9 protein-coding genes and 1 tRNA gene are annotated in these 12,883 nt (G+C 42.9%); all 10 read right to left on the bottom strand.

The annotated features are described in order from the left end of the window. Window positions 1–55: 55 nt before the first annotated feature. Window positions 56–4,255 carry a DNA-directed RNA polymerase subunit beta' gene (gene rpoC, locus FTV37_RS09935; protein WP_180007037.1) on the bottom strand — a complete coding sequence of 1,400 codons (4,200 nt, stop codon included), beginning with the start codon at window positions 4,253–4,255 and terminating at the stop codon, window positions 56–58. A gap of 140 nt (window positions 4,256–4,395) precedes the next feature. After that, window positions 4,396–8,484, bottom strand: coding sequence for a DNA-directed RNA polymerase subunit beta (gene rpoB, locus FTV37_RS09930; RefSeq protein ID WP_180063747.1), 4,089 nt, complete (start codon window positions 8,482–8,484; stop codon window positions 4,396–4,398). A 303-nt stretch (window positions 8,485–8,787) separates the two neighbouring features. Next, entirely contained in the window at window positions 8,788–9,159 is a 372-nt protein-coding gene (gene rplL / locus FTV37_RS09925; RefSeq protein ID WP_078189828.1) for a 50S ribosomal protein L7/L12, read from the bottom strand. Window positions 9,160–9,207: 48 nt separating this feature from the next. Beyond that, the gene (gene rplJ, locus FTV37_RS09920; protein ID WP_111885844.1) at window positions 9,208–9,714 is read right to left on the bottom strand and encodes a 50S ribosomal protein L10; all 507 of its coding nucleotides are present in this window, start codon (window positions 9,712–9,714) and stop codon (window positions 9,208–9,210) included. Between the two features lie 301 nt (window positions 9,715–10,015). Next, a complete protein-coding gene (gene rplA, locus FTV37_RS09915; protein ID WP_078189830.1) occupies window positions 10,016–10,711 on the bottom strand; it encodes a 50S ribosomal protein L1 in 696 nt (231 codons plus the stop codon). 3 nt (window positions 10,712–10,714) lie between these two features. Then, window positions 10,715–11,143, bottom strand: a complete 429-nt coding sequence (gene rplK / locus FTV37_RS09910) for a 50S ribosomal protein L11 (protein WP_004868049.1) — start codon at window positions 11,141–11,143, stop codon at window positions 10,715–10,717. 115 nt (window positions 11,144–11,258) lie between these two features. Beyond that, window positions 11,259–11,792 (bottom strand): transcription termination/antitermination protein NusG, encoded by a 534-nt coding sequence (gene nusG / locus FTV37_RS09905; protein WP_078189831.1) that lies wholly within the window; start codon window positions 11,790–11,792, stop codon window positions 11,259–11,261. A 7-nt stretch (window positions 11,793–11,799) separates the two neighbouring features. Then, window positions 11,800–12,240 carry a preprotein translocase subunit SecE gene (gene secE / locus FTV37_RS09900; RefSeq protein WP_078189832.1) on the bottom strand — a complete coding sequence of 147 codons (441 nt, stop codon included), beginning with the start codon at window positions 12,238–12,240 and terminating at the stop codon, window positions 11,800–11,802. Window positions 12,241–12,316: 76 nt separating this feature from the next. Further along, a tRNA-Trp gene (locus tag FTV37_RS09895) sits at window positions 12,317–12,392 on the bottom strand. 55 nt (window positions 12,393–12,447) lie between these two features. Then, window positions 12,448–12,883 (bottom strand): EF-Tu/IF-2/RF-3 family GTPase (locus FTV37_RS09890; protein ID WP_257224283.1); only part of this gene is annotated, 436 nt, incomplete at its 5' end.

The following is a 12,883-nucleotide window of genomic DNA, read 5'->3' as shown; positions in this document are numbered from 1 at the left end:
ATCCGCATAAAAAAAGCCACCCAAAGGTGGCTTTTTTGAATAATTTAAGGGCTAATTAAAGACCGTTAAATTCATCGCTAAATGCTTGGCTTAATGCTTGATCTACATCAGAGAAATCATTGTGAAGCTCAAGCTCTGCAGCTTCAGACTCCTGACGACGACGTTCTAAGTGGTAAGCCAAACCTGTACCCGCTGGGATCAGACGACCTACAACTACGTTTTCTTTCAGACCACGTAATTCATCTTCTTTACCTGTTACAGCAGCTTCAGTTAACACACGAGTTGTTTCCTGGAACGATGCAGCAGAAATGAACGAGTCAGTAGAAAGCGACGCTTTGGTAATACCCATCAATTGACGTTCAAACTTCGCTGGAAACTTGTTCTGAGCTGCCACAGCTTGGTTTTCTTGAACAACGCGGATGTATTCCACTTGCTCGCCTTTGATGAAGCTTGTATCACCACCGTCAGTGATTTCAACTTTACGCAACATTTGACGTACGATCACTTCAATATGCTTGTCGTTGATTTTTACACCTTGCAGACGGTATACGTCCTGAACTTCGTTCACGATGTAGTTTGTCAGTGCAACTTCGCCTTTCAAACGTAAGATGTCGTGTGGGTTTTGCGGACCATCAGAAATGGTTTCACCACGGTTCACATGCTCGCCTTCGAACACGTTAATCGTACGCCATTTCGGAATTAGCTCTTCGTAAATCTCAGAGCCATCATCCGGAGTAATCACAAGACGGTTCTTACCTTTGGTCTCTTTACCGAAGCTTACGATACCTGAAATTTCAGCAAGGATCGCGTGTTCTTTCGGTTTACGTGCTTCGAACAAGTCAGCTACGCGTGGAAGACCACCGGTAATATCACGAGTACGTGAAGATTCTTGTGGTACACGACCAATTACGTCACCGACACCAATTGTTTCGCCATCACGAACAGTCAGAATCGTATTTTGTGGCAAGAAGTAGAACTGTTCGCCACCATCAGTTGTATCCAATACAACCGCTGGACGCATATCTTTACCTGACGCAGGACGTGAAGTCACTGGTAAGATTTCGATTGTAGTCATACCTGTTGCATCATCAGTTTTCGATGTCACAGTTACGCCATCAGCGATTTGGCTGAAACGCACTTTACCTGCAACTTCGGTAACAAGTGGATGTGTATGCGGATCCCAAGTCGCTACGATACCGCCAGCTTCCACAGCTTCGCCATCTTTAATGATGATTGAAGCACCGTATGGAATTTTGTAACGTTCGCGTTCACGACCGATGTCATCTGCGATACCGATTTCACCTGAACGTGAAGTTGATACCAAGTGACCTTTAGCGTGTTGTACTGTTTTCACATTGTGGAAACGTACTGTACCTTTGTTACGAACTTGTACGCTGTTAGCAGCAGAAGTTCGGCTCGCAGCACCACCTACGTGGAACGTACGCATTGTTAACTGTGTACCTGGCTCACCAATTGATTGAGCAGCCATTACACCCACAGATTCACCTGGATTCACCAAGTGACCGCGAGCAAGGTCACGACCGTAACATTTCGCACATACACCGAAAGTAGATTCACAGTTTACAACTGAACGTACTTTCACTTCATCGACACCTTGCTCTTCTAAGTAGTTTGCAAGTTTTTCGTCGATTAAAGTATTACGTGGAAGAATCACATCATCCGAACCTGGTTTCTTCGCATCTTCAGCAAGTACGCGACCCAATACTCGAGTACCTAAGTTCTCGATGACATCGCCACCTTGAATGAACGGAGTCATTACAAGACCGTCGAAAGTACCACAATCTGGCTCAGTAATTACCAAGTCTTGTGCAACGTCAACCAAACGACGAGTCAAGTAACCTGAGTTCGCAGTTTTCAATGCAGTATCGGCCAAACCTTTACGTGCACCGTGTGTTGAAATGAAGTACTGAAGTACAGTCAAACCTTCACGGAAGTTTGCTTTAATTGGTGTTTCAATGATCGAACCATCTGGTTTCGCCATCAAACCACGCATACCCGCTAACTGACGAATCTGAGCTGCCGAACCACGGGCACCTGAGTCAGACATCATATAGATCGAGTTGAATGATTTTTGTTTCTCGTCTTCACCCTGTTTGTTTTTAACAGTAGTGAAAGATAAGTTGTCCATCATCGCTTTCGCTACTTGGTCGTTTGTACGCGCCCAAATATCGACAACTTTGTTATAACGTTCGCCGGCAGTTACGAAACCTTGTTCAAATTGTTGTTCAATTTCGCGAACTTCAACTTCAGCTTTTTCGATAATTGCTTGTTTTTGTGGCGGAATCAACATGTCTTCCATACCAACAGACACACCTGAGTGAGTCGCTTGACGGAAGCCCAAGTACATTAATTGGTCAGCAAAGATAACAGTATCTTTTAGACCCAATTTACGGTAGCAAGAGTTGATCAATTTAGAGATGTTCTTTTTAGTCATCTCAACGTTGATTTGTTGGAAATCCATACCTTCAGGTACAACTTCCCAAAGTAAACAACGACCTGGAGTTGTGTCTACAACAATGGTTTGTTGTTCACGGTTACCATTTTCGTCAATGACAGTTTGGTGTACACGTGCTTTTACGCGAGCGTGTAAATCAACTTGACCTGTTGCAAGTGCACGGTTTACTTCGTCAGTATCCGCAAACACCATGCCTTCACCTTTGGCATTGATCGCATCACGAGTGATGTAGTACAAGCCTAAGACAACGTCCTGAGAAGGTACGATGATTGGCTCACCGTTCGCAGGAGAAAGAATGTTGTTTGTTGACATCATTAACGCACGAGCTTCTAACTGAGCTTCAAGTGTTAATGGTACGTGTACCGCCATTTGGTCACCGTCGAAGTCGGCGTTAAATGCCGCACAAACTAACGGATGAAGACGGATTGCTTTACCTTCAATCAGGGTTGGTTCAAATGCTTGAAGACCCAAACGGTGAAGTGTAGGCGCACGGTTCAACATCACTGGATGTTGACGAATTACGTGAGCAAGTACATCCCAAACTTCTGGAGTTTCACGCTCAACCATTTTTTTCGCAGCTTTAATGGTTGTCGCTTGGCCAGACGCTTGTAGTTTCGCGAAAATGAATGGTTTGAATAATTCAAGCGCCATTTTTTTCGGAAGACCACATTGGTGCAGACGTAAAGTCGGACCTACAGTAATTACCGAACGACCAGAGTAATCGACACGTTTACCCAATAAGTTTTGACGGAAACGACCTTGTTTACCTTTGATCATGTCTGCCAAAGATTTAAGAGGACGTTTGTTCGAACCGGTAATTGCGCGACCACGACGACCGTTATCAAGCAATGCATCTACAGACTCTTGTAACATACGTTTTTCGTTACGTACGATAATGTCTGGTGCTGCAAGGTCTAGAAGACGTTTTAAACGGTTGTTACGGTTGATTACACGACGGTAAAGATCGTTCAAGTCAGAAGTCGCAAAACGACCACCTTCTAGAGGAACCAACGGACGAAGATCAGGTGGAAGTACTGGAAGTACATTCATCACCATCCATTCTGGCTTGTTGTTCGACTCTTTGAACGCTTCCATCAATTTCAGACGTTTAGAGGCTTTTTTAAGCTTCGTTTCTGAAGTTGTATTTGGAATTTCTTCACGAAGACGTGAAATTTCAGCTTCAAGATCGATGTCTTTCAACAAATCTTGAACTGCTTCTGCACCCATTTTCGCAGTGAATTCATCACCATGTTCTTCTAAAGCCGTGAAGTATTCTTCATCGTTTAGAAGTTGGTATTTCTCAAGTGGAGTCATACCTGGGTCAGTTACAACGTATGATTCGAAATACAATACACGTTCGATATCACGTAAAGTCATGTCTAAAAGCAGACCAATACGGCTAGGAAGTGATTTTAAGAACCAAATATGCGCAACTGGAGAAGCAAGGTCAATATGACCCATACGCTCACGACGTACTTTTGCAGTTGTTACTTCAACGCCACATTTTTCACAAATGACGCCTTTGTATTTCATACGCTTGTATTTACCACACAAGCATTCGTAATCTTTTACTGGACCAAAGATTTTGGCACAGAATAAACCATCACGTTCAGGTTTGAACGTACGGTAGTTAATGGTTTCAGGCTTTTTAACTTCACCATGAGACCACGACTTAATCATTTCTGGTGACGCAAGACCAATACGGATGCGATCAAACTCTACAGGAGCATGACCGTCTGAATCCGTCTTTTTGCGCATGATATCGAGCAAGTCTTTCAATTTTTTTCTCCGTGTGTTGTGGAGATTTTCACTTCACAACTGGGTCACAAATATTGTTTTTTAACTGAGAAATCCCCCTTGCTCCTCTTGATTAAAGAGGTGAGAAGCACTGCTTCGCAAGGGAGATTCAATGGAGCTAATTAGTCACCATTTTTCAGTTCAATGTTGATACCTAAAGAACGGATCTCTTTGGTCAATACGTTGAACGATTCAGGCATACCTGGGTCCATGTAATGGTTACCATCTACAATGTTCTTATAGATACGGGTACGACCTTCAACGTCATCCGACTTCACAGTAAGCATTTCTTGAAGTGTGTATGCTGCACCGTAAGCTTCGAGTGCCCATACTTCCATCTCACCGAAACGCTGACCACCGAATTGTGCTTTACCACCAAGCGGCTGTTGAGTTACTAGAGAGTAAGAACCAGTAGAACGCGCATGCATCTTGTCGTCAACCAAGTGGTTCAGTTTCAACATGTACATGTAACCTACAGTTACTGGACGGTCAAAACGTTCACCTGTACGACCATCATACAATACTGTTTGACCAGTACGTGAAATGCCACCAAGTTCTAACAATTCTTTAATTTGTGATTCTTCAGCACCATCAAATACTGGTGTTGCTAAAGGAACACCTTTACGCAAGTTACCTGAAAGCACCAAGATTTCTTCATCAGTCAAGCTATCAAGATCTTCTTGTTCGCCACCAACTTTGTTGTAAATCTTGTCTAAGAAATCACGAAGCTCAAGTACAGTACGTTGCTCTTTCATCATCTTGTCGATTTGATCGCCAAGACCTTTAGCTGCCATACCTAAGTGAGTTTCAAGAATCTGACCCACGTTCATACGTGATGGTACACCCAGTGGGTTAAGTACAACATCAACTGGAACACCGTTTGCATCGTGTGGCATGTCTTCTACAGGCAAGATGTTTGATACAACACCTTTGTTACCGTGACGACCCGCCATTTTATCACCCGGTTGGATGCGACGTTTTACAGCCAAGTAAACTTTAACAACTTTCAATACGCCAGTTGTTAGTTCATCACCTGTAGAAAGTTTGCGTTTTTTCTCTGCAAATTTCTCGTCAATTTCAAGGCTCTTCTCTTTCAAGAACACTTGAATTTGAGTTAAACGTTCAGCAATCGCTTCGTCGACTGGTTGGATTTCAATAAGATCAACCAACTCAAGACCAGACAATAACTCTTCAGTTAATTTGTCACCGCGTTTAGTTGTACCGCCACCGTTAGATTCTTGACCTTTCAATAGACGAACAATACGTTCACGAGCCGCTTCTTCGAAGATTTTGTATTCTTCTTTCAAGTCTTTACGGTAAGCATCAAGTTGTGCTTTCTCAATTGCTTGAGCACGTTCGTCTTTTTCAAGACCGTCACGTGTAAATACTTGAACGTCAATTACAGTACCTTTCACAGATGAAGATACGCGTAATGAAGAGTCTTTTACGTCAGCCGCTTTTTCACCAAAGATTGCACGAAGCAATTTTTCTTCCGGAGTTAACTGCGTTTCACCTTTAGGCGTTACTTTACCTACAAGAATGTCACCAGCAGTTACTTCAGCACCGATATAAACGATACCTGATTCATCCAATTTAGAAAGTGCAGCTTCACCCACGTTCGGGATATCCGCTGTAATTTCTTCAGCACCCAATTTGGTATCACGTGCAACACATGAAAGCTCTTGGATGTGGATAGACGTTAAACGATCTTCTTGAAGTACACGCTCTGATAGTAAGATCGAGTCTTCGTAGTTGTAACCGTTCCAAGTCATGAACGCTACACGCATGTTTTGACCCAATGCCAATTCACCACCATCTGTTGATGGACCATCAGCAAGAACGTCACCACGTGCAACTTTGTCACCTAAACGTACAACAACGTTTTGGTTGATACATGTATTTTGGTTCGAACGGGTGTATTTGATCAGGTTGTAGATATCTACACCTGCTTCGCCTGCCACCATCTCTTCTTCGTTTACACGAATAACGACACGAGAAGCGTCGACGAATTCAATACGACCACCACGTTTCGCAAGTACACACACACCCGAGTCATGTGCTACGTTTGCTTCCATACCTGTACCAACAAGCGGTTTGTCAGCACGTAAAGTAGGAACAGCCTGACGCTGCATGTTTGAACCCATCAATGCACGGTTGGCATCATCGTGTTCAAGGAACGGAATAAGTGATGCCGCTACAGATACCACCTGCTGAGCAGATACATCCATATGCGTTACTTTTTCTGGTGGAATACGTACAAATTCACCTTGGTGACGTACAGATACGAATTCTTCAGTTAAGTTACCGTCTTTATCGATACCAGAATCGGCCTGTGCAATCACAGTACCTACTTCTTCAATCGCAGAAAGGTATTCAACGTCATCCGTTACACGACCATCAACAACTTTACGGTATGGAGTTTCCAAGAAACCGAAGTTATTACATTTCGCATAAACAGAAAGTGAGTTGATCAAACCAATGTTTGGACCTTCAGGAGTCTCAATTGGACATACACGACCGTAGTGAGTTTGATGTACGTCACGTACTTCGAAGCCCGCACGTTCACGAGTCAAACCACCTGGGCCCAATGCTGATACACGACGTTTGTGTGTAATTTCAGACAATGGGTTGTTTTGGTCCATGAACTGAGACAACTGGCTTGAACCAAAGAATTCTTTGATTGCCGCAGCAACTGGTTTCGCATTGATTAAATCTTGCGGAGACAAGTTATCAGTTTCAGCTTGAGATAAACGTTCTTTAACAGCACGTTCAACACGAACTAGACCAACACGGAATTGGTTTTCTGTCATTTCACCAACAGAACGAACACGACGGTTACCCAAGTGATCGATATCGTCGACTTCACCTTTACCGTTGCGGATTTCAACTAATGTTTTCAATACATCAGTGATGTCTTCGTTCGAAAGAATGCCTTCAACTTCACGAGACTTCTGATCCGTACCCACTTCGTAAGGACGACCCAAACGACGGTTGAACTTCATACGACCTACTGGTGATAAGTCATAACGTTCAGAAGAGAAGAACAAATTGTTGAATAAGTTTTCAGCAGCTTCTTTTGTTGGTGGCTCACCCGGACGCATCACTTTGTAGATTTCTACAAGTGCTTCTTCACGACCAGTTGTAGTATCTGCACGTAAAGAGTCCGCAATGAATGGGCCACGGTCGATGTCATTGGTATAAAGTACGTTGAATTGTTTAACGCCGCCTTCAGCCAATTTCACCATAATTTCATGGCTAAGTACTGTATTTGCAGCAATTACTTCGCCATCACGTAACGTTACATCTTCAGCAACAATACGTTCATATAGGTATTCATCAGGAACAGAAAGTTTTTCAAGACCTGCTGCTTCCATTTGACGAACATGGCGCGCGTTAATGCGTTTACCTTGTTCAACAATTGTTTTACCGTCTGTACCCACGATATCAAACTGTGCCATTTCGCCACGTAGACGTTCTGGAACCAAGTCAATTTGATAGCTACCCATATCAAGATATACAGGTACTTTTTCGTAGAACATGTCTAGGATTTGTTCGTTGTTATAACCCAAGGCACGAAGCACAACAGTCGCAAGTAATTTACGACGACGGTCAATACGAACATATACAAGATCTTTTGCATCGAATTCAAAGTCTAACCATGAACCACGGTAAGGAATGATACGAGCAGAGTAAAGAACTTTACCGCTAGAGTGAGTTTTGCCTTTATCGTGGTCAAAGAATACACCTGGTGAACGGTGTAATTGAGATACGATTACACGCTCAGTACCATTGATCACAAAGGTACCGTTGTCTGTCATAAGTGGCATTTCACCCATGTAGACTTCTTGCTCACGCACATCTTTGATTGTTTTAGTTTCGCGATCTTTAATGATCAGACGAATTTTTACACGCATTGGCGCCGCATAAGTTGAGCCACGAAGAATACATTCGCGCACATCAAATTCAGGCTTACCAAGACTATACTCAACAAATTCTAAAGCAGCATTGCCAGAATAACTTTCAATAGGAAAAACTGAACGAAATGCGGCTTGGAGACCGATATCTTCGCGGTTTTTTGGAGTTTTGCCGTCTTGAAGGAAAGTTCGGTACGAGTCGACTTGAATCGCGAGCAAGTACGGAACATCCATTACCTTGGGCAATTTACCAAAATTCTTACGGATCCGTTTCTTTTCGGTATATGAGTATGCCATCTGGAGTCCTCGGAAAGTAAACTAAGTCCGCCTGCAGAACGAACTTAGAAGGAATTACGCAGGCCGATATGGCCACCACTTTCACAAATGCTGCAATTTTTAGTGGTATTAAAACGCTTAACAATATTTTTTACTGAAAAATATTGGTAAGCGTTTGGTTTTATAAATTATTTTTAATTTGTATGATTTTTATATCATGCAAACAAAAATCGAGCCGATTATTGTAACGCAAAAAGGCTGATGACCCAAGGGCCACCAGCCATTTTTTGGAGCCGATTATAAAAAAATCGACTCCCCTTAAGATTACTTAAGTGTAACTGTAGCACCAGCTTCTTCAAGTTTTTTCTTAAGTTCTTCGCCTTCTTCTTTAGAAACGCCTTCTTTAAGAACTGAAGGAGCGCTTTCAACAAGATCTTTAGCTTCTTTAAGACCAAGGCCAGTAGCTTCACGAACTGCTTTAATTACAGCAACTTTGTTAGCACCGAAAGAAGTCAACTCAACGTTGAATTCTGATTGTTCTTCAGCAGCAGCACCAGCAGCGCCAGGAGCAGCAGCAACTGCTACAGCAGCAGCAGATACGTTGAATTTTTCTTCGAAAGCAGAAATAAGTTCAACAAGTTCAAGAACAGTTTTTTCAGCAACTGCGTTTAAGATTTCTTCGTTTGTTAAAGCCATGAGAGTAACTCCAAATGGGTATTGAATGGTGTGTAAATTGATTTAAGCTTAAGCAGCTTCTGACTCGTTTTTCTCTTTGAGCGCAGTAATAAGGCGACCCAATTTCGAAATAGGAGCTTGAAGAACGTTTGCAAGCATAGTAAGCGCTTTCTCTTGGTTTGGAAGGTTCGCGATAACGCTAACTTCAGCACCTTGATAAACTTTACCGTCAAATGCAGCAGCTTTAAGTTCAAATGCTTTATTAGTTTTAGCAAATTCTTCGAACAAACGAGCAGCTGCGCCCATGTCGTCTTCAGAAGTTGAGAAAGCTAAGATTGTTGGGCCAACAAGGTTGTCGCTCAAGATATTGAATTGAGTATCTTGAAGAGCACGTTTAGCCAAAGTGTTACGAACTACACGAGTAGCAACACCTAGTTTACGAGCTTCAACACGTAGAGCAGTTAATTGCTCAACAGTTAAACCTTGATAGTCAGCAACAACAGCAGCATACGCAGTAGAAGCAACTTCAGTTACTTCAGCTACGATCTGTTTTTTGCCTTCGATAAGAAGAGCCATTGTAAAACCTCCTAACGGTGATTTATGCACCTATACAGATGCACTCCCAATTCGTTAGCTCATCACTGAACCAACACGCGGAGGAGGAACAAATCACACCACCGCGTCTACTCAGGCTGGGCTATTAAGAAGAAAGCATAAAACTCCCTTCGCCTGAGGTCTTTGACGCTGATAAATCTAAATTTATCAATTCAAAGTTTGCCTGAATCACGCAATATACGACGGAACGTTTCTTGCGTAATATTTAAAGCGGTGCTTCAAATATTACTCAGGGCTTTAAAATTCTGTAATAAGTCGAAACTTATTTAGAAACGTTTGCCACATCAACAACAAGACCAGGACCCATAGTAGAGCTTAGAGTGATCTTTTGGATGTAAACACCTTTAGAAGTAGCAGGTTTTGCTTTCTTAAGGTCTGCTACAAGAGCTTCAACGTTTGAACGAACAGCTTCAGCAGTGAAACCTACTTGACCGATCGCAGCGTGGATGATACCTGCTTTGTCTACACGGTAACGTGCTTGACCAGCTTTCGCATTTTTAACAGCAGAAGCTACGTCAGGAGTTACAGTACCCACTTTAGGGTTTGGCATTAAGCCACGTGGACCAAGAATCGTACCTAACTTACCAACAACGCGCATTGCATCCGGAGCTGCAATTACTACGTCAAAGTCAAGGTTACCCGCTTGGATGCTTTCAGCAAGATCATCAAAACCAACAACGTCCGCGCCTTCAGCTTTAGCAGCTTCAGCAGCAGCGCCTTGAGCAAACACAGCTACACGTACAGTTTTACCAGTACCTGCAGGAAGTGTAGTCGCGCCACGAACAACTTGGTCAGATTTACGAGGATCAACACCTAGGTTTACAGCAACATCCAAAGATTCTTTGAATTTTACTGCTGGAAGGCCGTTAAGAACTGCAACTGCTTCTTCCAAAGTGTAAACTTTGTTAGCTTCAACAGCAGCAACAATGGCTTTTTGACGTTTAGTTAATTTAGCCATGTCTTATAGCTCCACTTCCAAGCCCATAGAACGCGCAGAACCAGCAATGGTACGTACACGTGCGTCTAAATCAGCACCAGTAAGATCTGGTTCTTTAGTAGTCGCAATTTCTTCTAATTGAGCGCGAGTCAACTTACCAACTTTAGTTTTGTTAGGTACAGCTGAACCCTTTTGGATGCCCGCAGCTTTCTTAAGAAGAATCGCAGCAGGAGGAGTTTTCATGATGAATGTGAACGACTTGTCGTTGTACACAGTGATCACTACTGGAATTGGAAGACCAGCTTCAACTTTTTGTGTCGCAGCATTGAATTCTTTACAGAATGCCATGATGTTAACACCACGTTGACCTAGTGCAGGACCAATCGGTGGAGATGGATTTGCTTTACCAGCTGGAACTTGCAGCTTGATATAGCCGTCAATCTTCTTAGCCATTTCAATTACCTCTGGGTACTAACGCCGCTAGGCTCCCCATACATATAAGTAACGATACCGTTACAACAACAATGCCCGACTCATAACAAATCGGGCGTTTATCAACCAAGTTAAATTAAACCGATTTTTCGACTTGGCGAAATTCCAGCTCAACCTGAGTTGGTCGATTAAATACATTAATCGTCAACGTTAAACGTGACTTATCGTATAGAACTTCTTCCACCACGCCTTTAAAATCGGTGAATGGACCGTCAATTACGAGTAATTCTTCACCTGGTTCAAACATCGTCTTAGGACGAGGTGCTTCGCCAGTATTGCGTACACGTGCAAGAATCGCATCAGCTTCTTTTTGCGTAATTGGTGCAGGCTTTTCTGCAGTACCACCGATGAAACCTAATACTTTTGGACATTCTTTAACAATGTGCCAAGTTTCATCATTCATTTCCATCTCGACTAACACATAGCCGGGAAAGAATTTACGCTCAGATTTACGTTTCTTACCATCCTTCATTTCCACTACTTCTTCAGTAGGGACAAGGACTTCACCAAAGCTATCGGCTACAGCGCTACGCTGGATTCGATCATTAAGTGAGCGTAACACTTGTTTTTCATAACCAGAATAGGCATGAATAATGTACCAACGTTTCATAGCTCTCTTACCCGATAATAAACTTCATTAACCAGCTCAAAGCATAGTCAAAGCACCATAATAAAATAGATGCCACTAAGACTACCGCAAGTACCTGCCAAGATGTGGTCATGGTCTCTTGCTTGGTTGGCCAAGTCACTCGACGTAACTCAATTCGAGCATCTTTCAACAATCGAACAAAGCCTTTGCCTTGATGGGTGGCGTATAATAAACCTAAAGCCACGATGATACAAGCCAAAATTACCCCAACACGGACCCAAACATCATTCGCTGGTGCCCAGTATGCTGGCAAATGTTGATTCACCATCATAGAACTACCGAGTAAAATCAACGCGATAACCCACAGAACATAGTCTAAAGGGGAACCAGAATTAACAACTTCAGCAGGATTATTTCTTTGAGGAATTGGCGCGTCGCTTAATGCGTCACGCGATTTATCATTCGACATTTTTGTACTCGTCGTAGGATTCGCGACTTATTATATGACCAGTTGAGCCAGCATCAAGCTTCTTTTTAAAAAAATTTGGCAGGCCAGGAGGGACTCGAACCCCCAACATTCGGTTTTGGAGACCGACGCTCTACCAATTGAACTACTGACCTGCAGAGCAAATCGAGAGTCGAAACTCTCGATCTGTACAAAGATAACTGTATTATATTATGCAGTTACTTTAGAAACAACACCCGCACCAACTGTACGGCCACCTTCACGGATCGCGAAGCGTAAGCCAGCGTCCATTGCGATTGGGTGGATTAATTCTACTGACATTTCCACGTTGTCACCAGGCATAACCATTTCAACGCCTTCTTTAAGCGCGATCGCACCAGTTACGTCAGTTGTACGGAAGTAGAACTGTGGACGGTAACCGTTAAGGAATGGAGTATGACGACCACCTTCGTCTTTAGAAAGTACGTATACTTCTGCGTCGAATTTAGTATGCGGTTTGATTGTACCTGGTTTAGCCAATACTTGACCACGTTGAACGTCTTCACGTTTAGTACCACGTAGAAGAACACCACAGTTCTCGCCCGCACGACCTTCGTCAAGAAGTTTACGGAACATTTCTACGCCAGTTACAGTTGTTTTAACTGTA

It is taken from the genome of Acinetobacter sp. YH16042 (assembly GCF_013417245.1).
Taxonomy (GTDB): Bacteria; Pseudomonadota; Gammaproteobacteria; order Pseudomonadales; family Moraxellaceae; genus Acinetobacter; species Acinetobacter amyesii.
This window is presented reverse-complemented; position numbering and strand designations above follow the sequence as displayed.

What these genes read in the sequence shown, in the direction of transcription:
- rpoB (WP_180063747.1), bottom strand. Translation starts at nt 8,484, where the DNA reads ATGGCATACTCATATACCGAAAAGAAACGGATCCGTAAGAATTTTGGT.
- rplL (WP_078189828.1), bottom strand. Translation starts at nt 9,159, where the DNA reads ATGGCTTTAACAAACGAAGAAATCTTAAACGCAGTTGCTGAAAAAACT.
- rplJ (WP_111885844.1), bottom strand. Translation starts at nt 9,714, where the DNA reads ATGGCTCTTCTTATCGAAGGCAAAAAACAGATCGTAGCTGAAGTAACT.
- rplA (WP_078189830.1), bottom strand. Translation starts at nt 10,711, where the DNA reads ATGGCTAAATTAACTAAACGTCAAAAAGCCATTGTTGCTGCTGTTGAA.
- rplK (WP_004868049.1), bottom strand. Translation starts at nt 11,143, where the DNA reads ATGGCTAAGAAGATTGACGGCTATATCAAGCTGCAAGTTCCAGCTGGT.
- nusG (WP_078189831.1), bottom strand. Translation starts at nt 11,792, where the DNA reads ATGAAACGTTGGTACATTATTCATGCCTATTCTGGTTATGAAAAACAA.
- secE (WP_078189832.1), bottom strand. Translation starts at nt 12,240, where the DNA reads ATGTCGAATGATAAATCGCGTGACGCATTAAGCGACGCGCCAATTCCT.